We start from the raw sequence: 25,128 nt of genomic DNA, 5'->3' as shown, positions 1-25,128 counted from the left end.
ATTGCCGGTGGCGGCAAGGCGGGTTACGGCGCGTCGATCAGGTCCACCGGCGGGACCTTCACCGTGCGGGCGCCCTGGGCGCCGCCCAGGACGACCTTGCGCAGGGAGACGTTGTTCTTGGTGTTGGTCTCCTGCAGGCGGTTCGCCGGGTTGGCGATGACCTGGATGTAGTAGGTGCCGTTGGGCAGGTCGGTGATGTCGAAGGACTGGCCGGGACGGTACTGGGTGTACGTGTCACCGGAGCCGACATCGAGGACCTCGCGCACGGAGATGGAGTTCTGCTGGCCGCAGGCGGTCGACAGATCGGTGTTGTTCGGGTGCCAGTTGGCGTTCTTCACCGTGTAGTCGATCGCGTCCGTGTTGGCGAGGCAGAACGCCTCCTTGCCGCTCTTGACGATCTCGTGCTGGTCGGCGGCGAGCAGTCGGTAGCTGGCGAAGTCCGTGAAGTGCCAGTGCTCGTGGCCGACGCGCGGGTCCCACTCCATGGTGCCGGCGGGCGCGTAGCCGACCTGCTTGCCCTTGGCGTCGTAGAAGTACTGGTAGGAGTCCATCAGTTCGGCACCGGGCTTGCGGAAGCCGTCCACGACGAGGGGGGCCGGGCCGGCGTTCCAGACGTTGGCGCTGAAGGCGAGGTAGTCCTTGCCGGGGGCGTCGCCGTCCTCGCCGTCGGTGACCGCGATGTCCCAGGCGGGCAGCGAACGCAGGTCGGGCTTGGGCACGTTGGCGGGAGCGCCCGCCCGTCCGGTGGGCCGCTGGGCGGCGGCCTTCAGCGCCGGCGCGATCCGGGAGCCGTCGGTGTGACCGGCGCCGTCGCCCAGGTGGGTGAGACCGCGGGCCTCCAGGGCGTGGGAGAGCGCGGAGGGCGTGGGGGCGTCGGCGCCGCGGGGGCCGTAGTGATGACCGGCGGCCATGCCCGGCATACCCTCCATGCCCTTCATGCCCTCCATGCCGGCCATGTCGTGGGCGCCGTGGGAGGACATCGAGGAACGCAGGCCGACGCCTCCGCCGTCGCTCTCCTGACGTACCGTCACCTTGATGGTGGGCTGGTCGTTCGGGATGCCGAAGAGGTCCCGGTACTTCTTCGCGACCGACACCTTGGCCGTGTACTCGCCGACGGGCAGGTCCACCGGCGCGTCGTAGTCGACGGTGCTGGAGTTGGACGCCCAGCCCTTCTCGACGCCCCAGACGGAGCCGAGCGTGAAGGGGTTGGTGGAGCAGCTCTCCGGATAGTGCGAGGTGGCCGGGGCGTCCGGACGCAGTCGCCCGGAGGCGTTGTTGGGACAGAAGCTGCCCTGCGTCTTGCGCACCTCCACCCCGGCCGCGTTCTTGATGGAGACCTCAAGGAAGCCGGGCAGCCCGCTGAAGTCCTTGACGGTGCCCGCGGGCAGCGTCTTCGTCGTCGTCTTCGTCCCGTTGCGCAGGATCTGCTGGGCGACGACGGGGTCCTTGTACGACTTACGGGTCACCTTGAGCTCCAGCGGAGCGTTGTCGACGGTGACGTAGGTGCCGAGGTCGAGGTAGACCCCGGCACTCCCCCCCTCCCCGTCGTACCGGTCGAGGGTCACGGCCTTCGACGCGGCGATCAGCTTGAGCTTCGGCGTGCCGGGCGGGCTCGCCGTCGCGGCGCCGGCTCCGGGAGCGGCCCCGGCGACGGCGACGACGGTGAGCGCGGCCCCCGCGGCGAACGCCGCACGCTGGAGGCCCTTGCGATGGTGCTGTCTGGTCATCGGTTCCTCGTCTGCGAGTGCCCTGGTCAGGGGCATCGGACTGGACAGCCCACAGAACCGACCGCAGTTGCACGGACGCACCCCACACGTCCCGGCCGAAACCGTGAGCACCCTGTGAGACAGGTAAAGGCCGTATGTGGGTTGCCTGTTGAGGAGGAAAAGAGGAGGGAGGAAGGAAGGGAGGGAGGGAGGGAGGGAGGACGCTAGGGCGTCAGTGGTTGCGCAGATCGCGGATGAGCAGGTCGGCCGCCTCCAGCTTCCGCGCGCTGTCGGCCAGCGCGTGGGTGAGCTCGGCGATCTCCCGTGTCAGCGCCGTCCGTACGGCCTCCAGCTCCGCCTCGGCCCGCTCCCGCGCCCGCTCCTCGAACCGGCCCCATTCGTAGTTGGAGCGGTACTGCCAGGTGAGGATTTCCTTTTCCTCGTTGACCAGGTCCAGTTTCTCCGCCGTCATGTCGTGCAGTTGCTGGCGCAGTGCGACGACCTGGCCGTCCAGCATGTCGCGCTGCTGCTCCAGGTCCGCCAGTTGCTGCTTCAGCTCGGCGTTGTCGTTGCGCTCCTTCGCGAGCAACGCCTCGAGATCCCGGATTCCCGCCTTGACCTTGGACCGCTCGCCCAGGCGCTCACGGAATTCCTCCCGCGTCTGCTCCTCGAGCACCTCGATGTCCGCGATGATGGTCCGCAGGCCCTCTTTCGCGCCTTCCAGCTCGTGGCGGGGGGCGTCCTGGGCCGGGAGCTCGAAGTCGACGGGGAGGCGCGACGGCACCCGGTGCGCCTGCGGTTGCAGCTTCGGCTTCGGCTTCGAGTACGACTGTGGGTGCGGCTGAGGCTGCGTTTGCCTCTGCAGCCGCGACAGACGGGTCCATTCGTCGGACCACAGGGTCAGCCGTGGGTCGTCCAAGCTGATCTGCCGAGTTTCCTTGCCGTCGCCGTGGGCGACCAGAACGCGCACCAGTGCGATCAGGAATTCACGCTTCGGCAGCCGCATTCCGGTCAGCGCCTCACTGACGCCGCTTCTCGTCAGCTCGAAGGAATCCGCGCGTCTGACTATTTCCGTCAAACCGGGGCGACCGCAGGCGATATGAAGATCGCTGAGTTCCTGTGCGAAAGCCGCGAGCTCGTCGTCGAATGAACCGGTCACGTTCCCCCCTGCCGACGTGTGGCCCATGCTAGGACCCCGCTGTGCGACTCCGTACGGGTTCACGTGACTCCCTACGGGTTCACGCGACTCCGTACGGGTTCCGGGCGCCCCCGTGGTATCGGCCGGCGGGGGACGTGCGGCGAGGGAGGGAACGTGCGGTCAGTGCGGATCGCGCATCGGGGTCCGCATCAGGCTCAGCGGCCGTACCTGCCCTTCAGGTGGCGCCAGAAGTCGCGCAGCATCCACTTGTCGAAGTCGGTGATCTGGGTGGCGCTGCCCGCCTTCATCAGGAAGCAGCACTGGCCGGTGGGGGTCCAGTCGTAGAAGTCGTCCAGGCCGAAGGTGTGGCCGACTTCATGCAGGTAGATGTGGATGTTCTCCTGGTTGAGGGCGGACGTGAAGTACTCCTGGCCGACCCGCTGGCCCCAGTCGCCGCCGGCGCCGCCGCCGAAGCCCTTGGTGAGCCAGAGGGACTGGTCGTAGTGGCGGGCGGTGCCGCCGGGGCACTTGGAGTAGTTGCCGTCCTGGTGGAAGAAACGGCCGCAGTCGGGGGCGCACTGCGGGGCGCCGTCGCCGTCGAGGACGCCGGAGTAGATGTCGACGGAGTTGTCGGTCCACTGGAGGGTGGAGCGGTTCTTCACCGCCCAGCCGACGATGTTGACCGGAACGGTGGTGTACGGCCAGTTGTCGTAGGCCCGGCCGTTCTCCAGTTGCGCGGCCATCCACTTGGCGAACTGCTTCTTCAGGGCCGCGTGGATCTGGTCGCGCAGGGCGGTGCTGACGGGTGCGTCGGACTCCCAGCGGACGCAGTAGTTGATGCTGCCCCTGTTGGCCATGACCTGGTCCCAGCCGTAGTTGCGGAAGCCGTACAGGTCGGGGTAGGTCGTCGAGACGTGGTTCCAGACCTCGTTCAGCGGCTGCACGAGGTTGGCGGGCGGGTTCCACTCGTCGGCGGCCTCGGCGCGGGGGGCCGCGACGCCGGTCGCGTGGAAGAGGAGCGCGGCGAGCGCCGCGAGAACGGTGAGCAGTCGTGCGAGGGAACGCGCGGGGCGCCGCGCCGGATGCCGTGCCGGATGGCGGGCGGGGCGCCGTGCGGGGTGCCGTGCGGGATGGCTGCGCATGGTGAACTCCTCGTGTGGGGAACGGGATTCACGTACTCCGTGTGTCTGCGCTGCGTGCATCTGGGGGTTGCCGCGGCCCGGGAGAAGGTTGCCGGGCGGGCGAAAGTCGTTCGCCGTCCCCGGTCCGGGTGGTTCGTCGGTGAGTTCGGGGTGCGGGAGGGGGCGTGGCGTCATTCTGAGCCGGTGGTCCACCCCCTTCGGTTCTTCCGCGCCTTTCGATTCCTTCGCGTCCTTCGAGTCCTTCGCGTCCTGCGTGCTCTGCGCGCCCTTCGGGTGGCGCTCGGTCCGTTCCTCGCCGCCCTTCTTGTGCTCGTCGGGCCCGCCTGTGTTCCCGTGGGGAAGGGGGTCGGGGTGCCGGGTGGGGCGTTCGGGGCGTACGTGGGGTTCGACGGCGACGGGGTGCGGCGGATCGCGGGGTTGGACGAGTGGCTGGGGGCTGCGACGCCTCGGGTCGGGCACGCGTATCTGCCGGGGGACCGGTGGAGCAACATCGAGGGCGCGCCCGGCTATCTGGAGTACTGGGCGCAGTGGCGGAGGCAGCGCGCCGACCGGATGTTCGTGCTGAACGTGCCGATGCTGGAGCGGACCGAGGAGCGGGTGTCCGACGCGGTCGTGCGGGAGGAGCTGCGCAAGGGGGCCCGCGGCGACTACGACGGGCATTTCCGCGCGCTGGCACGGCGGCTCGTCGCGCTCGGGGTGCCCGATGCGGTGCTGGTGGTGGGGTGGGAGATGAACGGGATCACGTACACCCATCGGTGCGGGCCCGATCCGGCGGCCTGGCGGCGGTACTGGGCGCGGATCGTCGACGCCATGCGGTCCGTGGGCGGGGGGCGGCATCGGTTCCGGTTCGAGTTCACGCCCAGTCGGGGGCGGGACGCCGTGCCGTGGACCGCGTGCTATCCCGGCGACCGGTACGTCGACGTCGTCGGCATGGACGCCTACGACCAGCCCCACGGCATGTCCTTCGACGAGCAGATCACCGAGCCTTACGGCCTCGCCGCCCATGTGCTGTTCGCGCGGGCGCACGGCAAGCCGGTGTCGTATCCCGAGTGGGGGCTGTACCGCAACGGCGACGACCCCGAGTACGTACGCGGCATGCTCACCTGGTTCGCCGAGAACCGGCCGCTTTACCAGACCATCAGCGACTACTGCCCGCACGGTGTCTGGAGATGCGCCGAGAATCCGCGCTCGTCCGCCGTCTATCGCTCCCTGATGGGCTCCGCGACGGGCGGGGCGGCGGGCGGGGCGACGGGCGGGGCGGCGGGGCCGGGCGGGTGAAACCCGGCCGCTCTTCGGGCGTGGGGCCGCCCCGGCCGGCCCACCCGGGCCGATCATCACACGATGGGACGTGAACACCACGCGCGTCTGCGTGCCGCGACCGGGACGGCTGTCTTCCTCGCCCTCGCCCTCCTCCTGCTCGCCGCCATGCCCGCCGGAGCCGGAAGCGGAGGCGGAGGCGGCGGGGGCGGAAGCGGGGGCGGCGGGTGGGGCTCGGCCGCCGACCGTGCCGTCCGCGCGCACGAGGCGGCTCGCGAGCGGGTCGACCGGCTCCGGGAGGCCGACGCGCTCCCCACGCAGGTCAAGGGCGCCGAACGCCGTCGCAAGGCGCTGCGCGCCGGCCTGTGGGACATGCTGCGGGCGACGGCGAAGGAGTTCGGCGACCCGGTCGCCGTCGATCCCTCCGGGCGGGACGGCCACTGTCCCTTCGGCGACCCCAGCCGCGCACCCTCACCCGCCCCCTCGTCCGGGTCCTCGCCCGCCTCCGCCTCCGCCCCCTCCTCCGCGCAGCGTGTTCAGGACTGGACGGCCCCGACCCGCCGCTACTGGCTCTCCGCCGGGTTCGCCGCCAAGGGCTCCCGCTGGGCCCACCGTCACACCGGCCAGGACTTCGCCGTGGACTCCGGTACGCCCGTGTACGCCGTCGGCGCCGGCACCGTCCGCGCGACGACCTGCGGCGACGGCTTCGGCAACCAGGTCCTGATCCGGCACGGCGACGGCTACTTCACGCAGTACGCCCATCTGTCCCGCATCGACGTACGCAGGGGCGCGCGCGTGACGGCCGGCCAGCGGATCGGCCTCTCCGGCGCGTCCGGCAACGTCACCGGCCCGCACCTGCACTTCGAGGTGCGGATCACCCCCTACATCGGCTCCGCGGTACCGCCCCTGCCCTGGCTGCGCCGCAAGGCCGTGGACGTCGCCGCGGCCTCCGGGGCATCCGCCGCCCCCTGATCGTGGGCCGCCCCGCAGGCGCAGTCGCGCAGGTGCAACCGGCGCAGGTCCTGGACCAGGGCCACCGGATAGTCGTGCTGCCCCCACCGCTCCCGGTAGCCGTCCTCGCCGTACCGTGCGAGGACGGCCTCCGCCGCCTCCAGCACGGCGTGGGCGAACTCCGGGCGGGGCTGCGTGGAGCGCCAGACGACCGAGCCCGCGGAGTCGGGCAGGTCGAGGCTCACGGCCACGTCCGGGAAGCGGTACACGGTCACCTCCACGTCGTCCACGTCGTCCACCTCCTCGCTCCCGCCGCGGCTCAACACCCAGCGCAGTTCCGCCGGTTCGTCGTCGAAGAAGAAGCGGATCTGCCGCGCCGGCCCGTACAGCCCGCTCGCGGCCGCCACCAGGTCGGCCAGTGCGTCCGTGAGGTAACCGCAGACGAGGCCGACGTCCTGTCCATCGGCGGCCGACAACCGGCAGCGCGCCCAGCCGTGCCCCGTCAGTTCCCAGTCGATGATCACCGGCTCATGCTACGGACGGGGCGGCCAGCGCCCAGATCACGAACACGGCGATGGCGATCTGGACGAGCGCCCAGACCGGCGCGTACGGCAGGAACAGGAACTGCAGGATCAGGCTCAGGGAGGCCAGCACGATGCCGCTGATCCGCGCCCACTCGGCGCTCTCGGCCCCCTTGAGCAGCCCCCAGCCGGTCACCGCCGCCACCACGCCCACGATCAGCAGGACCCAGCCCCAGCCGGTCAGGTTCATCTCGTAGACGTAGTCGCCGACGCGGGCGTAGACGTCGTCGTCGGAGATCGCGGCGATGCCCTGGAAGACGGCGAGGATCCCGCTCACGAACATGAGCACGCCCGCGAAGAGGACCCCTCCGGCGGCCGGTCCGACGCGGGCCGCCGGCGGCGGGGTCCGGCCGGGCGTGCCGGTGCCCTGGTGGGACGGGTCCCAGACCGGGGGCGCGTGCGAGTGCGACGGCGACGGGTTGGAGTGGGTCTGGTCGCTCATGGCGCTGCCCGTTTCTGTAGACGGCTGTATGAAGCGGTGCGACAGCGTCGTGACGGCTGCTCTTCTGTCCTTTGTCTGTCCTTTGTCGACCTTCTGTCCAGGTGGGGGCGGTCACCACGGGGGTGCGCCGGACGGGTGAGCCGGCATGCGGACGGGGCCGGGGGCACCTTCACTGGAGGAGCCCGGGAAACCATCACAGGAGGCACGATGCCGCGTATCAAGGGCGTGCTGTCGCTGACGGCGGCGGCGATCTGCTGCGCCTTCGCCCTCACCGGCTGCTCGGACGACAACACCCCCTCGTCGGTGTCGTCGGCGTTCGCGTCGGCGACGGCGGAGGTGGGCCGCCAGCTCGACGAGATCAAGGGCGGCGCGGACGTCAAGGGCGATGTGAAGCTCGGCACGCCGGGCACCGACGGCGACCGCAGCACGGTCGAGGTCACCGTCGTCAACAGCGCCGACTCGACGAAGTCCTTCGCCGTCCAGGTCGACTTCAGCGACTCCGCGGGCAACCGGCTCGACACGGTCCTCGTCACCGTCTCGGACGTCCCGGCCGGCAAGACCGGCAAGGCCACCGCCCGCAGCAACCGCACACTCTCCGGCACCGTGAAGGCGAAAACGGCCCGTGCGGTGCGGTACTGAGGCCGACGGGGGCTGCGCCGATGTCGACGGGGCCGGGGGCTCAGGCCATCCAGAAGAAGACGGCCGTCATCCGCTTCTCCTCCAGCGTCGTGCCGGAGTAACCGGTCGCGCTGTGGATGAGGTTGGCGTTGTAGAGGAGCAGCCGGTTGTACTTGTGGGGCACGCGTACGTCCTCCTCGAAGGCGTCCGGCGCGACGAACCGTGTGCCGAGGGCTTCGACGAGGTTGTTGTGCGGGGCCTGGACGACGTTGCCGCCGAGCCGCCCGCCGGGCAGGGCCTGCCGGTAGAAGCTGGTCCCGCAGTCCTTGGGCACGGCCGGATTGAGGTACAGCACGGCGGCGTACCGGCACAGCGCACGCGAGTCGGAGTGCGGCCGGGGCGAACTCTCCCCCTCGCCGACCACCTGGATGCAGTTGTGGTTGAGGGTGCCACCGCCGGGCGCCTGCTGCACCCACAGCTTCTGCGCCCCCGTCGACTTCCTCACCAGCCGCTCCACGCGCCCCAGTTCGCCCGGCTCCAGCCCCGGCATGGTGCGCAGTCCGGGCCAGCTCTCCGAGGTGTACGGGTACCCCTTGACCCAGTCGTCCTTGGCGAGACAGCGCTCGCGGATGCCCGCGATGTCTGCCTCGGGGAAGACGTCGTCGATCACCCAGTAGTCGCGGCCCTTGGTGGGCTTGCGGTAGGGCAGGACGGGGAGTGGACGCATGGCGGCAGCCCTGGCGGGCTGGTGGGGCCGCTGTGGCATGGACATGCGGCGAATCTAGGTCGAGGGTGCACCAGGACTCGCCCACGAGCCCGTCCGGAATGCCCCGCGAAGCGGTCAAGACTGCGTCAACCCCGGCAAAGCGGGGCCGGACGCCGGGCGAGCACGAAGGGCCCGTCCTCCTCGACCCCTCAATCGGACGGGCCCTTCGTTCTCGTAGTCAGCGAAGGTCAGCGGAGGAAGATGACCGAGCGCAGCTTGAGGCGGTCCGTGGCGGGACGGCCGTGCGGGCGCAGCATCCAGGAGTCACCCGAGCAGTCGGGCTCGGTGAACACGATCGCGGTTTCGTCGGTGTCGTTGTGCGGGGCGAAGGCGGGCTCGGAGGCGTCCGGGTCCGCGACTTCGGGGAGCGTCACGCACTCACCGGTGGCCGGGTCGTGGAGGGCGACCGAGATCGGTTCCCCGTTCAGGCCGACGACCTGGTACCCGAAGTCGCCGGTCGCGGCGTGGGCGGGGGCGGCGAGGGCGGCCGTGAGCGCGAGGGCGCCGCAGACGGCGGCGACGGAGTGCCGAAGACGCACGAGGTTTCTCATTTCGTGAGGAGAGGCAGTTTCACCTGCACCTTCGCCTCCGACGACAGCCAGTACGCGTCGATCAGAAGCGGGAAGGTTTCTCTGTCATCCGTTCGGACCAACGCCTCTACGCCGCGCTCAGTTCACACCACACGAGCTTGCCCCGATGCCCCATCCGGGACAGCGGCTGCCAGTGCCAGAGGTCCGAACAGGCCCGCACGAGTGGGCGAATCCGACGCCCGCACTGCCGTCCTCACCGTCACTCCAACCCCCCTCGCACACTTTCTTCACTGCATACGCACAGAAACTCCCGGAATTGTGGCCTCCACCACAGCGCACCCAGGGCGCGCCTGCTGAAGTGACCGGATGATCGGTCCCCTGCTGCGCCTCCTGCCGTTCTGGGTGCGCGAGCCCCTGCTCACGGCCTTCGGCGTCCTCTTCAGCGGCTTCCTCTTCTACGCCGCCGTCCGGGACGACGAGTGGAAGATGGCCGCCCTCGGCGCCGCCGTCGTCCTGTTCACCGCGATCCGCATCCACACCATGAACCGCGCCCTGCGGGCCCGCCGTCTGCTCAAGGACGCCGAGGGCGCATAGAACCCGTGGCAGGAGCCCGGGTGTTGGGTCCTGGTTCGTGCGCTACAGGCCGCGGTACGGCCATGCGGGCCGGCGTGCGGCGCGATTACGAGCCCCCGGCCCGCCTAGATCCATGGGGCCGTCCAGGTCCTCGGGCGGATCGCCACCATCGTCCCGAGGCCACGGGCCACCGGGTCCGTACAACTCCGAGTCCAGGTCTTCCGCAGGGGGCACGCACGGCTCCTCCGCGCAGGATCCGGGCCCGGCAAGCGACTCGGGTCCGGGGCCGCTCAGGAGAACTGCGACCAGCTCGTCCGGTACGACCAGCTCGTCCGGCGGAGGCAGGCACTCCGTCGTGAGCGCCTCGATGCCGGCCATGCACTCGGTGAACCGCTTGACGTTCGTCGCGTACTGCGCGTCGCCGAGGATCTCCGTGATGTCTCCAAAGATCATCAGGAAGGACGGGTGCAGGAGGTAGCGCGCCGCTTTGACGACGACCGCCCGCTTCTCGTCATCCGCCGACGCGTCCTTCAGTATTCGGAACCCCCAGTCGGCCCCGTCGTCGGACGCGACCAGTTGCAGTGTGCCGAGTCCGTCCAGGAACTCCTCCACGAGGCGCTCCCCGTCGTGAGGCTGATCCTCCGCCCCCTGCACCTTGTGGAGGATCACCTTCAAGTCGGATTCGATCCAGTTGTGCGCCCGGACGAACAAGGCTGCCTCCGCCACGAGGCGGGCCAGCTCCTTCTTGTCGGCAAGCGTCGGGGCGTCAGGCTGCAGCAGACCGGGGGAGCCCGTCATCTCCCCGAAATCCAGGAGCAGTTCGGCCAGCACCACCTCGGCCTGCGCTTCCCCGTCAGGACCGTGCAGTACCGCCTGCGCCACCCTGGCCGTACGCAGCGTGTGCCGGGCCGCATTGTCCAGTTGCAGCCGCGTCATGGGCCTGGGCGCATCCGTATCCGGCTCGGTCAAGTCCCCCACCACCTTTGCCGTATGAATCCATACAAGGTAATGAAGGTCAGACATGTCCGCCAGACCGCGCAATCCGGCCGGCCGGCGTCAGTGCCGGCGCTTTACTTCGGACGGCACTGCATTCGCTCACGCGACGACTCGCCATGAGGTTTTCCCAGCAATACCTCGTCCCCGACCGACACCTTTCCCTCGCGCCGTACCTCGAAGTACGCGCCGAAGACGACTCCGCCGTCGGCCGCGCGGCGGTAGTCCGCGAGGGTGCGGAGGGGTTCTGGGCCCGCGCGGCGGGCGGTGGTCTGGTCGATCATGGTGACCGCGCAGCGGATCGTGTTTTCGGTGAAGGTCAGTTCGGTGGCCGCGATGGACAGGCTCGTCGCGCTGTTCTCCGTGTGCGGGGTGGGCCAGCCGTCCACCACCAGGTTGGGGCGGAAGCGGCTCATGGGGACGGGGGCGGCTCCGCGTTCGGTGATGCGGCGGTTCAGGGCGTCCAGGCTGGAGAGCGAGACCACGTGCAGGCGGTTGCTGTTGCCTGCCGGGGAGCGGACCAGGGTGCTCGGGGCGCCGAGTACGTCGGTCAGCCAGGCGTCCACCTCCCCACCCTCCTCCGAATCCTCCGCCGCCGCCTTTACCGGGGGTATGCCCGGTGCCTTCAGGGTCAGTTCGCCTGTTTCCGTCAACTCTGGGGTGATCAAGGCTAGTTGTGGGTCTCCCCACTGCCAGCGCAGGTCGCCGTTCGCGTCGGCTATCGCGTAGGTGCGGTCGTGCGGCAGGCCGTTGCGCGTCAGGGTCGCCGCCGTGAGGGCCGTCCCCGCGCAGCCCTTCACGGGGTAGTACGTGATGCCCACCAGCCTCGCTTCCATCCCCCACGCCCTCTCGTCACGCCGTCTCGAACCCTGCCAGGTCGTCGTCAGCGAAATTTTTGCCGGGCCGGATGAGTCCGAACCGGCTCGTGTTCGTATTTCTCTCTGTCCGACCCGCCAAGTGACGCACACCGACGACACATCGACGGCACTTCGGCGGCTTCCCCGACCGGGCAGGAGGAACGGTGCAACTTTCGCGGAACGCGATGGGAACTCTCTTCGTGGGCGGCGCGTTGACACTGACGCTCGGCGCTCTCGCGTACCCATCGATGCTCGGCCTGGACACGGTGTCCACGTCGACCGACCGGATCATCGCCAACACCCAGTGGGGGCCGTTGACGGAAGGCGACCGGTCCTTCGTGGTGGCAGTGCGGGCAGCCGGTCTGTGGGAGTACCCGGTGGGGCAGATCGGTCTGCAGAAGGGGCAGAGCAAGGGCGTTCTCACCGCCAGTCAGCACCTGATCGACGGGCACGCGGCGCTGGACGAGACCTGCCGCAAGATCGCGCCGATGCTGAACATCACGATCCCCAACGTGGCCAGTCCGCAGCAGGAGGGCTTCGTCAACACCCTCAAGGCGGACCAGGGCAAGCAGTTCGACATCGACTTCGCCAACATCCTGCGCATGACGCACGGTTCGATCTTCAACACCGTGGCGAAGATCCGCTCGACGACGAAGAACACGCTGGTGCGCGCCCTGGCCGACCAGGCCAACGACACCGTCCTGGACCACATCACGGTGATGGAGAAGACCGGCCTGGTCGACTTCGACACCACGCTGTTCAACCAGACGACCCCGCCGAAGCTGCCCAAGTCGGACATGACCCCGCCGGTCCCGCCGGCCGGTCAGCCGCTGATCGTGCTCACCCCGCCGCCGAACGCCACCTCCACGCCCGTGGACATCGGCGCCGCGGTGGGAGGCAACGGCACCAACCAGTAGCCGCCCGGGCATCGGCCCACGCGTGCACGGCGGAGCGGGCCGGCCGACGCAAGGTCGGCCGGCCCGCTCCTGTGCTGTTCGGGGTCATGTTCGGGGTTACTTGCCCCGGTAGGCGTTGTGGATCGTCTGGGTGAGGGTGTTGCCCTGCTTGTCGACCACGGTGGCGAGCAGCGAGACGCTCTGGCCGGCCGCGGGGTTGCGGACGAAGATCCCGAGCTTGCCGACCGGCGTCTTCTTCCAGGTCGTGCCGTCGTAACTGACCTCGACGGTGAGCGACTTGAGGTTCGCGCCCGCTGCCGCGCCGACCACCGTCACCGGCACCCGGGTGACCACCCCGGCAGGGACCGTCGAGTCGCCGTCGAGGTGCGGGGTGAATCGGACGACCGAGATCGGCAGTGCCTGCTCCGCCGCGGTGTGGGCGGAGGCGAAGGTCCAGGTCGCCTCGACCTCGGTGGGCGCGGCGGCGGGAGCGCCGCGGGAGGCCGTGGCCGTGAGCTTGAAGTCGCCGGACTCCGCCGGCACGGTGACATCGCTCCAGCAGCTCAGGGCGCCCGATTGGGAAGCGACCTCGGTCCCGTCCCGGTACAGCGCGGATTTGCCGGTGTCGTCGGTGCCGTAGCTCCAGTTGCCCTTGCCGTCCCTGAGGAGGCTGACGCAGCCCGTGATCGTGTCGCCGTTGCGCGTGACGCCCTCGCCCTCGCGCGTCTCCAGCGTGGGGCCGACGATCCCGACGCCCAGGTCACGGCGGTAGGACTGGCCGGCTTCGTAGCGCTGGATGCCCGTGCCGTGCGACAGCTCCGGGTAGCTCCCGGTGTCGTCGTACTGGTCCAGCCCGATGAACCAGTCGGCGCTCGCCTCCGTCGTCGCGTACGTCGTCGTCGCCACGGGCAGCGGACGCATGAGGCCCGGGCTGAAGATGGAGCCGAAGGAGTCCTTGAGGATCGGTCGGGCGGTGAGCATCCCCTGCTTTCCGGGGACCGTGGCCCCCAGCCGGCTGTCGATCTTCGCCAGATCCGCCGGTTTCGCATGCCGTTCGAAGCCCGTGGCCAGCCGGGTCACCTTGCCGCCGTAGGCGAGGCGGTACTCCTTCGTGCCGTTGACGTCGAACGCGTCGAAGCCCTGGAACAGGGTGCCCTCGGCCGCGAAGTCGGGGCCGAGCTGTGCGGTGCGGATGGTCGAGAAGTCGGTGCCGGCCATGCCGTTCGAGAAGCCGAAATCAGGGGTGTTGAGCTCGGTGTACACATCGGCGGCCTGGCGTTTCGCGGCCGGATCGGGACCGGTGATGTCGATCGGCTTCGCGGTGCGCGCGTCGAGCGTGACCGTCGTGTCCTTCGTGACCTCGAAGTGGGGTGCCGTGATCTGGCTCCGGACGCCGTCCGGGTCGTCCGAGCCGTAGATCATCGCGTCGAGGTAGTAGTCCCCCTTCGGAACACGCACCGTGTAGGAGCCGTTCGAGGGGTCCCCCGCGTAGTTGTCACCGGCGACGCCGAGACCGGAGAGCAGGTAGAGGTCGGGCCAGACGACGTGCGTGGCCGGCTCGCCGTCGGCGCCGAGGTGGCGGACCGTCACCTCGTACGTCTCGACCTCGCGCTCGACGGCCGCCGTCGTCCTGACGGTCTGGGCCGCACTGGTGGCCGTCACGATCGCCGTGTACACGCCGTTGACGTCGCCGCCCGGCCGGGTGTCGGCCGTCAGGGCGACCGTGGCCGTCCCGTTCGCCGGGACCGTCAGCCGCTGCGCGCCGAGCGCGAACATGTCGGCCGGCGCGGCCTTTCCGTCGGGTCCCGTCGCGGCCACCGACAGATCGAAGGTGACCGGCTCGCTGCCGAGGTTGCGGTAGGTGACTTGCTGGGTGACCGGCTTGTCGTCCGCGTGCGGGTAGGACTGCCGGGCGAACGCCACCGACGAGGGCTCGGCGACCACCGTCTGCCCGATCGCCGCGGCGACGTCCACGCGACCGCCGCCCTCCGCGAGCGCGCCCGCGCCGGACGGCCGGGCAGCGGCGACGAGCGCCGCCTTCAGCCGTGCGCCCGTCCAGTCGGGATGCTCCTGCTTGAGCAGCGCCGCCGCGCCCGCGACATGCGGGGTGGCCATCGACGTGCCCGAGAGCGTGGTGTATCCGGGCGGCTGCTCGCCGTACCGTCCGGTGAGCACGCTGCCGGAGGGGACGGCGGCCGTGATGGCCACGCCGGGCGCCGTGATGTCCGGCTTGATCACCGTGCCGTCGGCGGCCGGACCGCGGCTGGAGAACGGGGCGACGGCGTCGCTGCCGTCGACCGCTCCCACCGACAGCGCCTGCTCGGCGCTCCCCGGCGAGTCGATGGTGCCCGCGTCCGGGCCGTTGTTGCCGGAGGCGGCGACGAAGAGGATGCCTCGCTCGGCCGAGAGCCGGTTGACGGCCTCTTCCACCAGGTCGACGCCGGGCATGTCCCGGTGTCCCAGGCTGAGGTTGACGATGTCGGCGTGCTGGTCGGCCGCCCATTCCATGCCGGCGATGACGGCGGAGTCGCTGCCGTACCCGTCGTCGTCGAGCACCTTCGCGTCGAGGATGCGCGCGCCGGGGGCGACGCCCTCGTACGTTCCGCCGGACTTCGCTCCCGTGCCGGCCGCGATGGACGCCGCATGGGTGCCGTGGCCGAAGCGGTCCTCGGTGTCGGGCGAATCGGAGAAGTTCTGCTCGGCCTCCTGCCGGCCCTGCAGGTCGGGGTGCGTCTCGTCGACTCCGGTGTCCAGGACCGCGATCCGCACGCCCGTGCCGTCGTAGCCGGCCTGCCGTGCGGCGGGCACGCCGATCTGCGCCATGCTCTTGTCGAGGCTCGCCCGGCGCATGCCGTCGAGGGAGATCCGGCGCAGCCCGGGGTCGGCGGTGCGCTGTCCGGCGAGAGCCTTGCCGGCCGGGCGGGTCAGGGTCTCCCAGACGTCCTGCGCGGACGCGTCGGACACGGTGACGGCCTCGGCGTCGATCGACGGGAGGGAGCGGCGCACCTTGGCCCCGTCGTCCTCCCGCAGCTCGGACTTCAGGCTCCGGGCCGCCTTCAGCGGGGCGCTGCCCGCGACGCCGTCGCGGTAGCTGACGATCAGCCCGGTGCCCGACTTGTGGTGCTTGCGGTACGCGGCGGCGTTGAGCTCCTTGAGGTCGAACAACCGCTCGTCGACCTGGCCCTTGTCGATGAGCGGCTGGGCGTCGAGCGGGAGGACCAGGGTGTGGTCCTTGGTCCGCTCGATCCGCACGGATATGTGCTCGCGCCCCTTGCCGGGCACGATCCGCACGGGCTGCCCCGCCGCGCTCACGCCGACCCGGTCGCCCGTGATCAGGGTGATCCAGTGGGACACGGGGGCGTCGGCCTTCCCGAGGCCCGGGGGCGACGGGGCGGCGGGCGACGTACCGCCGGGCGAGGCGCCGGCGGTCGGTAAGGCCGACCACGGGGTCGCGGCGGCGGTGGCCGGAAGTGCGGTGACCACTCCCGCGGCCAGCACGAGCGCCGCTGCCATGACGACCCGGCCGGGTCCGTTGAGTCTCTTGCGCAACTGTCCTCCCCAGAGAGGCATTCGGGCACACGAGGACACATGTGCCTCCACTGGGGACCGACGAGGTGGCCGTAGCGGAATGTTTCACTTCCAGTTCGCGGAACGCGGGCGGGACCGGCCCGGGGGCGGGACCCGTTCCTAGGCCAGCCAGGCCGTCGTGTCCGGGGCGAGTCGTCCGTCGCCGGCCAGCGGTGCGCTGCTCAGCAGCACCTCCCCGGGCGGCAACGGCACCGGCGTGTCCGACAGGTTCGTCACGCAGCGCCAGCCGTCGCAGCGCGCGAAGGACAGCACGCCCGGCGGGGTTTCGAGCGCCCAGGTGAGTTCCTCGCCCTCCAGCAGCTTGCGGCGCAGCCGCAGGGCCGTGCGGTAGAGCTCCAGCGTGGAGCCCTCCACGCCGTCCTGCGCCTGGACGGCGTACCGCGCGAAGTACGGCGGCTGCGGCAGCCACGCGCCGGCCGCGCCGAAGCCGTACGACGGCCCCGTCGTCGTCCACGGCAGCGGCACCCGGCACCCGTCGCGGCCCTTGCTCGCGCGGCCCGTCTGCTCCCACAGCGGATCCTGGAGCACCTCCACGGGCAGGTCGGCGACCTCGGGCAGGCCCAACTCCTCGCCCTGGTAGACGTACGACGAACCCGGCAGCGCCAGCATCAGCAGCGTCGCCGCGCGGGCCCGGCGCAGGCCGGCCGGCTCGTCGACGTGCGGGGCGCGGCCGTCGGAGAGGAGCCAGGCGTTCTGGTCCGTGCCCGGCGGGAGCATGAGGCGGGAGGCGTGCCGGACGACGTCGTGATTGGACAGGACCCAGGTCGCCGAGGCGCCGACGGCCCGGGCGGTGGCGAGGGAGTCGGCGATGACCGCCCGGATCTGTTCGGCATTCCAACTCGCCTGTAGATACTCGAAGTTGAAGGCCTGGTTGAGTTCGTCCGGGCGGGCGTACAGGGCGCGGCGGGCGCCCGGGACCCAGGCCTCGGCGACGGCGGTGCGGGGCGGGGTGTAGGAGTCGAGGACGCGGCGCCAGTCACGGTAGATCTCATGGACCTCGTCGCGGTCGTAGAAGGGGTGGGTGCCGGGCGGGAGGTGTACGAGGGCCTGCTCGCCGCTGAGTTCGGGGTCGCCCAGGTCGCGCAGGGGGTCGGCGAGATCCTTGGCGAGGGCGTGGGCGACGTCGACGCGGAAGCCGTCGACGCCCCGGTCGGACCAGAAACGCAGTGTGGTGCGGAAGTCCTCGCGGACCTCCTCGTGGTCCCAGTTGAGGTCGGGCTGCTCGCGGGTGAAGAGGTGCAGGTACCACTGGCCGTCGGGGACGCGCTGCCAGGCGCTGCCGCCGAAGACCGACTGCCAGTCGGTGGGCGGCAGTTCACCGCTCGGGCCGCGTCCGTCCCGGAAGACGTAGCGGTCGCGGGCCGGGGAGCCGGGGCCGGCGGCCAGCGCCTCCCGGAACCAGACGTGCTGGTGGGAGGTGTGGTTCGGGACGAGGTCGACGATCACCTTCAGGCCGAGCCGGTGGGCCTCGGCGGCGAGGGCGTCGAAGTCGGCGAGAGTGCCCAGCCGCGGATCGACGTCCCGGTAGTCGGCGACGTCGTAGCCGCCGTCGGCCAGTTCGGACGGATAGAACGGGGAGAGCCAGAGGGCGTCCACGCCGAGGGCGGCCAGGTGGGGCAGCCGGTCGGTGACACCGCGCAGGTCACCGAGGCCGTCGCCGTCGGCGTCGGCGAAGCTGCGCGGATAGACCTGGTAGACGACGGCCTGACGCCACCAGTCGGGATTGTGGGAGGAGAAGTCGGTCATGGGGAGATGACTGTCCAAATTGCCGGGAAGGCGAACGCCCGGACCGTTCGGAACAGATCATTCCGTACGCGGGGAAATTGTGACGGATATTTGAACTCCACTGTGTTTGGAGCAGGTTGACAGCGATCTGGCGTCCACACGACGATGGGGCCACACCGTGGCGCCCGTGACCGACGGGCCCCGTGTTTCTTCTGATCTGACCAATCGGATCCGACCGACCAGCCCTGGCACTCGCCAAGATGGGAACCACATGTCCATAGCGAGACGTGTCACCGTACGCCGCCTGCTGGGGACGGGCGCCGCTTCGCTCACCCTGTGCGCCGCCTCCGTCGCCGCCGCCTCCGGGGCCTTCGCCGGCACCGGGGCGCCCGGCGGCGACGGCTGGAAGTCCGGCGGCCAGTACCAGCCGGGTACCGGCGCGGGCACCGAGACAGGCACCGACCGCTGCCAGTTCTCGCTCGACGGCACGAAGTTCTTCGACTCCGTCCGCGTCGACGACCAGAATCTCAAGCCCAGCAAGGACGGCAAGGTCCACATCACGGTCCGCGCCGCCGGCGACGCCTCCACCTGCACCGCCTCCCTCGCCTCCTACCTCGCCCACGGCGCCAGCTTCAAGACCTCCGGCGAGCAGGTCTTCGTCGACTTCGACAGCGTGACGGTCAAGCCGGGGCAGACCGACACCCTCGACATCGCCGTGCCCGACGCCGGCTGCTACGCGCAGATCGACCTCTACCGGGGCGCGGTCAAGTTCGACGGCAAGCTCGACGCGAAGGACGGCTTCGTCCACGGGGACCTGCCCAAGGGGCCGGACCGCCCGGTCATCAAGGACAAGCTGATCGCGGCCTGGAACGGCGGCACGAAGGACTGCACGGTCACCGAGCAGCCGCCGTCGTCCCCGCCGGCCGGCGGTGGCGGAACGCCGTCGACGCCGTCCTCCCCGTCGCCTTCGCAGCCGACGCAGCCGTCGCCGTCGGCGTCCACGAGCACGTCCGCGTCGCCGTCGCCGTCCGCGTCGGAGTCGGAGTCGGGCACGCCGTCGCCGTCCGCGTCCGCCTCCGAGTCGACCGCCCCGCCGGCGGCCACGCCGAACGGCGGCGGCGGCGACCTCGCGGAGACCGGCGCCAGCAGCAACACTCCGTTGATCGCGGGTGGGGCCGCCGCCCTGCTGGCGGGCGGCGCGGCCATCGTCGTCGCGACCCGCCGCCGGAAGGCGACGCGCGCCTGACGGGCACGTCGGGGGTCTGGGGGCTCTGCCGCCAGACCCCCGACGGGCTGGGACACCGGCCCGGCGCTACGGTTGCCGCATGAGGGACACTCATGGCATTCCGGGCGGGCCGAAAGACGTCGTCGAGGCCGCGTTCCGGCACTACAGGGCCCAGGACCGCGACGCGGCCCTGACGCTGTACGCCGACGACTTCACCTTCACCAGCCCCCGGGACGACCACATCGACAAGGCGGCGTTCTTCGAGCGCTGCTTCCCGACGGCCCACCTGATGACGGAGCAGCGACTGCTGCACATCACCCCGGCGGACTCCGAACTCGTCTTCGCGTACTACGAGTACCGGCTCACCACGGGCGCCAGACACCGCAACGTCGAGGCGATCACCGTCCGGGACGGCCTCATCCGGGAGGTGCAGGTCTTCTTCGGCGGCCGCGTGTGAGCCGATCAACCGGCATCAGGCCCAGGACCTGCCCTGGGGCCCTGGCCTAGGGCCCCTCGACCGTCGTCAGCCACAGCTTCACGTAGCGTTCCACGTCCACGTCCAACGCCACGTCCACGAGGGCCTGTTCGCGGACGCCACCGTGGATCTCGGCCTCGCCGGGGCGCGGGCGGCGGTCGACGATCGTCTGGCCGCGGGACGGGCCGGGGGCGAGGGAGACCTCGACCGGGAGGAGCTCGGTGGTCAGGCCCGCCGGGTCGGCCACCGCGCAGACCGCGCCCGCGTCGCCGAGGCCGCCGGTGGGGGTGGGGTCGCCGGAGGTGGCCGGGTCACGGTGGGCGAGGAGTTCGCCGGCGAGGCGCAGGCGGGGCTCTCCGCTCGCCCGCAGCCGTGCCACGTCCGCCGCCGGGACCAGGACCCGCTTGAAGACGTCCAGGCCGTACATCGTGATCGGCACCCCGGCGGTGAGCAGGACCGCCGCCGCCTCCGGGTCGTGCCACACGTTGAACTCCGCGACCGGCGTGGCGTTCCCGGTCGTCACCGCGCCGCCCATGAACACGATCCGCTCGATGTTGCGGACCACCTCCGGGTGCGTGCGCAGAAGCAGCGCGATGTTCGTCAGCGGCGCGGTGGGGATCAGGGTCACCGGGCGCGGGGAGGCGAGGATCTCGCGGCGCAGCAACGTCACCGCGTCGACGTCCACCGGCCTGCGGGTGGGCGCGGGCAGGCCCAGGTCGCCCATGCCGTCCTCACCGTGCACATGCCGGGCCACGCGGACCGGTTCGATCAGCGGGCGCTCGGCGCCCCGGGCGACCGGGATGTCCCCGGCGCCCGCGTGCTCCAGCACGGTCAGCGTGTTGCGGACGACGCCGTCCACGTCCGTGTTGCCGGCGACACAGGTCACCGCCCGCACGTCCAGGCCGGGATGGCGGACGGCGAACAGCAGGGCGAGGGCGTCGTCGACACCCGTGTCGCAGTCGATGATCACGGGAATGGGCTGCTCGGTCACCTGATACTCCTTCCGCACCACGGTCGTTCCCGACCCTATGCGGGCGCGTCCCCTTCCCACACCCCGGCACCGCGGGCCGCTGCCCGTCGCTGACGCCGAGCCCCGCAAGCCGGCCACCCGCCCCCGGCCACCCACGCCCGCCACCCGCCCGCAGCAACGCCGGTAACCCGTACGGCCCGCCGCGCTGGTCGCGCCGTGGCGGCGGTGTTGCCTTGAAGGGAGGCACCCCCGCACTTCCGCACCCCCGCGCCCCGGCATCCCCGCGCGTACTCCTGGAGGCACCCCCGATGACCCGTCGTACCCGTCGCCGTACCCGTGGTCGCACCGCCCTGGCCTCCACCCTTCTCCTCGGCACCGTCGCCGCCGTCGCCGCCGGCTGCGCCACCCTCGGTCTGGAGCACCCGCCGACCGCCGCACCCGCCGTCCCCACCGTCGAGCGGACGTCGGCCAAGCCCACCGCGCCGGCCACCGCCCCCGGCCTCACCGAGGCGCAGGCGCACGCCGCCCTCATCACCGACACCGATCTCGGCGCGCCCTGGATCCCCACGCGCGGCGCGGCCACCTGGCGGGACGGGATGCTCAAGGCGACCACCTCCACCCCCGCCTGCCAGAAGCTCCTGGACGCCCTCTACACCGACGAACTGCTCGGCGGCCCCGCCCGCGCGGTCGTCGGACTCGACGACCCCGACACCGCGGCCCAGCTCCGCTACCAGCTCACGGGCAACAGCCCGGCGGCCGTGGACCGCACGCTGGCCTGGCTGAAGACGATGCCGCGGACGTGCGCCCGGTTCGCGGCCAAGGCCACCGGCGACACCGTGCTGGACGTGCAGGTCTCCGAGCTGGCGCTGCCGAAGGTGGGCGACGTCCGCCAGGGCCTGCGCGTGACCCTGACGGTCTGGGCGACGGCCGAGGAGAACCCCGGCGGCGATCCGACCGTCCTCACCCTGGACGTGGCCGCCGTCCGCGCCGGCGAGGACGCCTTCGCCCTCACCAACGGCGGCCTCGCCGACGCCCCGAACGCGGCGACCCAGGCGGCCGTCCAGCTCGGCGTACGGCGGCTGGCGGACGTCAGGAAGCAAGGAAAGGTGCAGGTCTGAGGAACGGGAAACGTGCAGGTCCAGGAGACGGGCAGGTCAGGAGACGGGCAGGTCCAGGAGACGGGCGCCTATGACGACCGCGGCTCAGACGGTCGAGTCGTCGTCGAAGCGGGTCCGCTGGGCGACCACCTCGTGGGCCAGCTCCAGCACCGACCGGCCCTTCGCGAAGGCCTGGCCCCGCAGCCGTGCCAGCGCCTCGTCCGCGCCGACGCCGAGCTGGGCCATCACCATGCCGACGGCCCGGTACACCTCGCCGTGGTCGGTGGCCAGCGGACTCAGCCAGAAGCCCGCGCTGTCGGCACCGTCCCCACCGTCCCCACCGTCCGAGCCGTCCGCTCCGCCTTCGCCGCCCTCGCCGCCGCTCCGCCCGGCCCTCGGCAGGGCCACCAGCGCCGCCGTCACCACGTCCGCCACCATCCGCGCCGTGCGGACCTCGTCCCCGGCTAGCTCGCCGGGGACGTCCCGGTACAGGTCGAGGGTGCCCACGCACACCGCGCGGTCGCCCAGGGGCAGCGCGTACACCGACCGCACCCCGGCGGCAGCCGCCTGCTGGGCGTACACCGGCCAGCGGACGGCGTCCCGGTCCGAGGTCAGGTCCGGGGCGACGACCACCGAACCGGTCTCCGCGGCCTCCAGACAGGGGCCGTCCCCGAGGCTCACCTGCATCTCCATCACATACGCGGCCCGTCCGCCGCTCGCCCCCAGCGGTACGGGCATCCCGTCGCCGACCAGCGACACGCTCGCGCCGCTCACCGGCAGCAACTTCAGCACCGCGTCGCACAGCCGCTGCGGCACGTCCTGCGGACCGGCCCCGCGCAGCTCCAGGGAGATGACGTCGGCGACCCGTTCCCGCTCCTGGTCGCCCACGGCCATCGCCTCCGTCCACGGGCCCGCTCACATCCTGTGGCCGCCGGGTACCCCCCGCCCACCGGGGAAACCGGTATCCGCCACGGCTTCTACGGCTTCTCGTACGGGTCCACGGGCTGCTTCACCTGCGCGACCGTGACCGCGTCCAGCACCGGCGGTCAGGACTCGGTCATGCCCCGCCGCGTCGTCTACGCCGGCTCGCCGGCCCACCTCGTGGCCATGTCACAGACCCTCGCCGCCGAACTGGAGGACACCGGCGTCCAGGTCCAGGTGCTGTGCCCCGGCGTCGTCACCGCCGGGCTGCGCGGCCTCGAACGGACAGAGCCCCGAACTCGCCTCCCGCTACCGGGCCCGCTGACCGCGTTGTCGTGCCGGCGTGTCCTTCTCGGCTGAGCGTCCTGCGGGCAACGGACCCGCGTGAGATCATCCGTTGATGAGCAGCGACCTGGAGATAAGCGCTCTGGCGATCAACGTCACGGTCCCACAGGAGCTCCGCTGGACGGACACCCGACGCGGTGAGACGTTCACGCTGACCACGCTCAACGTCCGGCTCCTCCCGGATGGTCGCCTCGCCGCGAAGGCCTACGGCCGGCCGGTCAGCGGCGGTCGGGGCGCATACGTCTCGTTCCCCGTCCCCGACGAACCCGAGCTGACGGCCCTGGTCGCCGAAGCGGCCGACCGCGCCGGGGGGTTGTGGGCCGCCCATCGCGGTCTCGGCTAGCCCGTCCGCCTACGACGCGTTCGTGTGCAGCGCTGCGATGAGGCGGTCGAGGTCTCCGCGTGCCGTGTACGTGCGGATCGGGTCGATGTAGTCGCGCGACTCGATGATCCGGCCGTCCCGGACGCGCATGACGAACACGCAGGGCACCTTGGCCGTGGAGTCGTCCGGCTGTGTGAACTCATAGGCGAACTCGGCGACGATCACCTCGGGGTCGGCGGTCTCGTGGACGACGACGTCGACGACCCGTCTCTTCGGGAGGGACGCCCGAGCCTCGGGCGGCACCGTGAAGTGCTCCTGGAGCGCGCGCCGGCTCGTCAACGGCTCGGACTCCGGCGTCGCCATCGGGTGGCGGACGTCGGTGACCTCGCCGTACAGGTCGGGCAGATCGTCGAACTCTCCCCCGGCGACCCCATGGACAAGCCGGAGAAACACCTCGCGCGGACTCGGACCCACGAAACCTCCCATGTGATCGCATGTAACAGGTACAGACGGCTACAGCGGTGGTTGCGCCGGGGCCGGGCCCAGGGTCGTCGTGCCCGGGGCCGTGCGGTGGCTGAGGCCGGTGCGGTAGGCGTCCAGGGCGGCCTCGACGCGGCCCGTGCGGCGCAGCAGGTCGCCGAGCAGGCGGCACAGGTCGGCCAGGTCGCCTGCCGCGCCCGCGCGCTCCAGGAGGCTGAGCGCCCGCACATAGTGCTCCTCCGCGGCGTCCGTGTCCCGCGTGTCCTCGGCGATGATGCCGAGCAGTCGGTGCGCTCCCGCGGCGTGCACCGCGCCGCGCTCCGGCGACAGTTCCCCGAGGACGTCGTGCAGCAGCGCCGCGGCCTCCTGCGACCTGCCCCTGCGGTGCAGGACGTCGGCCAGTTCGACGGCGACCTGGCTGCTGTAGAGGGCGGCGCGCTGTGCCGACAGCATGGCCTGGGCCGCCTTCAACTCGCCTTCCGCGCGCTCCAGTTCGCCGTTCTGCGCGTAGACGTAGCCGCGCATCCAGTGGCAGTTGGCCAGCTCGGTACGGAGCTGGAGCTGACGGTAGAGCTCGGCGGCCTTGGCCAGTGAGGCGTCGGCCTCCGTGAGGCGGCCCTCGGCGAGGAGGGTGCGGGCCACGGACCGGTGCATACGGGCGACCAGGGCGGGGTCGCCGACCTGGGGCGCGAGGGCGAGAGCGAACTCGGCGGCCTGCGCGGCGCGGGCCTGCGCGCCCATGTCCATGTACGGGCCGATGACGGAGGCGTAGAGCAGCAGCAGCGCGTCGGGGTCGTGCAGGCCGCCTCGGTTGAGCTCGTCGAGGGTGGACTCCAACAGGTAGACCGCGTAACGGAGTTCACCGGCGAGGTAGTGCGCGACGGCGCGTCCGCGCAGGGCGGGGACGCGGGCGGGCAGCGGGGCGTCGGCGAGCGCGCCCTCGGCCCGCTCGAAGAAGCGGCGGGCGGCGTCCAGGTCGCCCGTGTCGATCCCGCACTCCCCGAGCCCGAGCAGCGCGGTGGCCTGCTCCTCGGCGAGCCCGTGCTCCTCCGCCTCCGCGAGCAGGTCCGTGTACTGCCGGGCCGCGTCCTCGGCGTCCCCGGTGGCCAGCGCCCGCTGGGCCTCGGTGAGCCGGAGCCGCAGATCGGTGACCAGGCGGGCGGGCCGGCCGGTGGCCAGCTCCTCGAAGTCGACGCCGAGCCGTTCGGCGACGTGCTTGAGCGCCTCGTCGGAGGGCCGCACACGGCCGGCCTCCAGCGTGGAGATGTAGGCAGGGGTGTACGTCGGCTCGGCCAACTGCCGCTGTGTCAGCCCTTGTTCGATGCGCAGCCGCTGCACCCGGCGCCCGACGACCTCGGGCTCGTCCCGCTCTGCCACGCCCCGGCTCCCCCAACTCTCCTTGACCCTCTTGCCGTTGGACTATCTCAGCCCCTAGGTTAAACAGCGAGTTAAGCACGCTTAATAGCTGGCTGACGTGAGTTTCGCAGTCGCCGACGTTGCGAGGTCGCCGTGCCCGGAAGCACATCCGCA

General features: G+C 71.3%; 25 protein-coding genes. 10 read left to right on the top strand and 15 right to left on the bottom strand.

The window, feature by feature from the left end; translation table 11 throughout:
* Positions 1-23: 23 nt before the first annotated feature.
* The 3 genes from ACZ5SK_RS10390 to ACZ5SK_RS10380 all read right to left on the bottom strand — a co-directional run bounded on the left by ACZ5SK_RS10390 (position 24) and on the right by ACZ5SK_RS10380 (position 3,986).
* Positions 24-1,727: a lysyl oxidase family protein gene (locus ACZ5SK_RS10390; protein ID WP_334578777.1), complete on the bottom strand. Its 1,704-nt coding sequence runs from the start codon at positions 1,725-1,727 to the stop codon at positions 24-26.
* A gap of 211 nt (positions 1,728-1,938) precedes the next feature.
* Positions 1,939-2,865, bottom strand: coding sequence for a hypothetical protein (locus ACZ5SK_RS10385; protein WP_468575764.1), 927 nt, complete (start codon positions 2,863-2,865; stop codon positions 1,939-1,941).
* Positions 2,866-3,059: 194 nt separating this feature from the next.
* A complete protein-coding gene (locus tag ACZ5SK_RS10380) occupies positions 3,060-3,986 on the bottom strand; it encodes a hypothetical protein (protein WP_334578775.1) in 927 nt (308 codons plus the stop codon).
* 351 nt (positions 3,987-4,337) lie between these two features.
* Here ACZ5SK_RS10380 and ACZ5SK_RS10375 point away from each other — a divergent pair, with 351 nt between their 5' ends.
* Together ACZ5SK_RS10375 and ACZ5SK_RS10370 are read left to right on the top strand one after the other, a co-directional pair.
* Complete coding sequence (locus tag ACZ5SK_RS10375) at positions 4,338-5,264, top strand: glycoside hydrolase family 26 protein (protein ID WP_361706170.1); 927 nt, start codon at positions 4,338-4,340, stop codon at positions 5,262-5,264.
* 63 nt (positions 5,265-5,327) lie between these two features.
* A complete protein-coding gene (locus ACZ5SK_RS10370; protein WP_468575762.1) occupies positions 5,328-6,215 on the top strand; it encodes a M23 family metallopeptidase in 888 nt (295 codons plus the stop codon).
* Here ACZ5SK_RS10370 and ACZ5SK_RS10365 read toward each other — a convergent pair.
* Positions 6,125-6,718, bottom strand: a complete 594-nt coding sequence (locus ACZ5SK_RS10365; RefSeq protein WP_334578772.1) for a hypothetical protein — start codon at positions 6,716-6,718, stop codon at positions 6,125-6,127. The genes ACZ5SK_RS10370 and ACZ5SK_RS10365 overlap by 91 nt on opposite strands.
* Positions 6,719-6,722: 4 nt before the next feature.
* Positions 6,723-7,217 (bottom strand): DUF7144 family membrane protein, encoded by a 495-nt coding sequence (locus tag ACZ5SK_RS10360; RefSeq protein ID WP_361706179.1) that lies wholly within the window; start codon positions 7,215-7,217, stop codon positions 6,723-6,725.
* A 207-nt stretch (positions 7,218-7,424) separates the two neighbouring features.
* Here ACZ5SK_RS10360 and ACZ5SK_RS10355 point away from each other — a divergent pair, with 207 nt between their 5' ends.
* Positions 7,425-7,856: an FxLYD domain-containing protein gene (locus ACZ5SK_RS10355; protein ID WP_334578770.1), complete on the top strand. Its 432-nt coding sequence runs from the start codon at positions 7,425-7,427 to the stop codon at positions 7,854-7,856.
* Between the two features lie 40 nt (positions 7,857-7,896).
* Here ACZ5SK_RS10355 and ACZ5SK_RS10350 read toward each other — a convergent pair whose 3' ends face one another.
* Positions 7,897-8,607 (bottom strand): DUF6445 family protein, encoded by a 711-nt coding sequence (locus ACZ5SK_RS10350; RefSeq protein WP_334578769.1) that lies wholly within the window; start codon positions 8,605-8,607, stop codon positions 7,897-7,899.
* Positions 8,608-8,789: 182 nt separating this feature from the next.
* On the bottom strand, positions 8,790-9,140 hold the full coding sequence (locus ACZ5SK_RS10345; RefSeq protein WP_334578768.1) for a hypothetical protein: 351 nt from the start codon (positions 9,138-9,140) through the stop codon (positions 8,790-8,792).
* Positions 9,141-9,497: 357 nt separating this feature from the next.
* Between ACZ5SK_RS10345 and ACZ5SK_RS10340 the strand changes: the two genes are divergently transcribed.
* The gene (locus ACZ5SK_RS10340; protein ID WP_079661063.1) at positions 9,498-9,725 is read left to right on the top strand and encodes a hypothetical protein; all 228 of its coding nucleotides are present in this window, start codon (positions 9,498-9,500) and stop codon (positions 9,723-9,725) included.
* Positions 9,726-9,767: 42 nt separating this feature from the next.
* On the opposite strand, the gene ACZ5SK_RS10335 is transcribed toward ACZ5SK_RS10340, so the two are convergent.
* Positions 9,768-10,673, bottom strand: coding sequence for a hypothetical protein (locus ACZ5SK_RS10335; protein ID WP_468417821.1), 906 nt, complete (start codon positions 10,671-10,673; stop codon positions 9,768-9,770).
* A gap of 101 nt (positions 10,674-10,774) precedes the next feature.
* Entirely contained in the window at positions 10,775-11,533 is a 759-nt protein-coding gene (locus ACZ5SK_RS10330; protein WP_457494597.1) for an MOSC domain-containing protein, read from the bottom strand.
* A gap of 221 nt (positions 11,534-11,754) precedes the next feature.
* On the opposite strand from ACZ5SK_RS10330, the gene ACZ5SK_RS10325 reads away from it, so the two are divergent.
* Positions 11,755-12,471 carry a DUF4142 domain-containing protein gene (locus ACZ5SK_RS10325; protein WP_334581269.1) on the top strand — a complete coding sequence of 239 codons (717 nt, stop codon included), beginning with the start codon at positions 11,755-11,757 and terminating at the stop codon, positions 12,469-12,471.
* Between the two features lie 96 nt (positions 12,472-12,567).
* Here ACZ5SK_RS10325 and ACZ5SK_RS10320 read toward each other — a convergent pair whose 3' ends face one another.
* Positions 12,568-15,999 carry a S8 family peptidase gene (locus ACZ5SK_RS10320; protein ID WP_468575757.1) on the bottom strand — a complete coding sequence of 1,144 codons (3,432 nt, stop codon included), beginning with the start codon at positions 15,997-15,999 and terminating at the stop codon, positions 12,568-12,570.
* A 138-nt stretch (positions 16,000-16,137) separates the two neighbouring features.
* Entirely contained in the window at positions 16,138-17,784 is a 1,647-nt protein-coding gene (locus ACZ5SK_RS10315; RefSeq protein ID WP_457494599.1) for a glycoside hydrolase family 13 protein, read from the bottom strand.
* Positions 17,785-18,034: 250 nt separating this feature from the next.
* Between ACZ5SK_RS10315 and ACZ5SK_RS10310 the strand changes: the two genes are divergently transcribed.
* Both ACZ5SK_RS10310 and ACZ5SK_RS10305 read left to right on the top strand, forming a co-directional pair.
* Positions 18,035-19,009: an LAETG motif-containing sortase-dependent surface protein gene (locus ACZ5SK_RS10310; protein WP_334578763.1), complete on the top strand. Its 975-nt coding sequence runs from the start codon at positions 18,035-18,037 to the stop codon at positions 19,007-19,009.
* Positions 19,010-19,088: 79 nt separating this feature from the next.
* A complete protein-coding gene (locus ACZ5SK_RS10305; RefSeq protein ID WP_457494600.1) occupies positions 19,089-19,445 on the top strand; it encodes a nuclear transport factor 2 family protein in 357 nt (118 codons plus the stop codon).
* A 46-nt stretch (positions 19,446-19,491) separates the two neighbouring features.
* Here ACZ5SK_RS10305 and ACZ5SK_RS10300 read toward each other — a convergent pair whose 3' ends face one another.
* Positions 19,492-20,454, bottom strand: coding sequence for a nucleoside hydrolase (locus tag ACZ5SK_RS10300; protein WP_334578761.1), 963 nt, complete (start codon positions 20,452-20,454; stop codon positions 19,492-19,494).
* Positions 20,455-20,741: 287 nt separating this feature from the next.
* Between ACZ5SK_RS10300 and ACZ5SK_RS10295 the strand changes: the two genes are divergently transcribed.
* Positions 20,742-21,551 (top strand): hypothetical protein, encoded by an 810-nt coding sequence (locus ACZ5SK_RS10295; RefSeq protein WP_334578760.1) that lies wholly within the window; start codon positions 20,742-20,744, stop codon positions 21,549-21,551.
* An 84-nt stretch (positions 21,552-21,635) separates the two neighbouring features.
* Here the strand turns inward: ACZ5SK_RS10295 and ACZ5SK_RS10290 are convergent, their stop codons facing one another.
* Positions 21,636-22,424 carry a GAF and ANTAR domain-containing protein gene (locus tag ACZ5SK_RS10290; RefSeq protein WP_361706195.1) on the bottom strand — a complete coding sequence of 263 codons (789 nt, stop codon included), beginning with the start codon at positions 22,422-22,424 and terminating at the stop codon, positions 21,636-21,638.
* A gap of 30 nt (positions 22,425-22,454) precedes the next feature.
* On the opposite strand from ACZ5SK_RS10290, the gene ACZ5SK_RS10285 reads away from it, so the two are divergent.
* Together ACZ5SK_RS10285 and ACZ5SK_RS10280 are read left to right on the top strand one after the other, a co-directional pair.
* On the top strand, positions 22,455-22,811 hold the full coding sequence (locus ACZ5SK_RS10285; RefSeq protein WP_361706199.1) for an SDR family NAD(P)-dependent oxidoreductase: 357 nt from the start codon (positions 22,455-22,457) through the stop codon (positions 22,809-22,811).
* Between the two features lie 40 nt (positions 22,812-22,851).
* Complete coding sequence (locus ACZ5SK_RS10280) at positions 22,852-23,139, top strand: hypothetical protein (RefSeq protein ID WP_334578757.1); 288 nt, start codon at positions 22,852-22,854, stop codon at positions 23,137-23,139.
* Between the two features lie 9 nt (positions 23,140-23,148).
* Here ACZ5SK_RS10280 and ACZ5SK_RS10275 read toward each other — a convergent pair whose 3' ends face one another.
* Entirely contained in the window at positions 23,149-23,592 is a 444-nt protein-coding gene (locus ACZ5SK_RS10275; RefSeq protein WP_361706202.1) for a nuclear transport factor 2 family protein, read from the bottom strand.
* Between the two features lie 39 nt (positions 23,593-23,631).
* Positions 23,632-24,975, bottom strand: coding sequence for a helix-turn-helix domain-containing protein (locus tag ACZ5SK_RS10270; protein WP_334578755.1), 1,344 nt, complete (start codon positions 24,973-24,975; stop codon positions 23,632-23,634).
* Positions 24,976-25,128: the final 153 nt, after the last annotated feature.

Source organism: Streptomyces sp. NPDC031474 (assembly GCF_055581185.1).
This window is presented reverse-complemented; position numbering and strand designations above follow the sequence as displayed.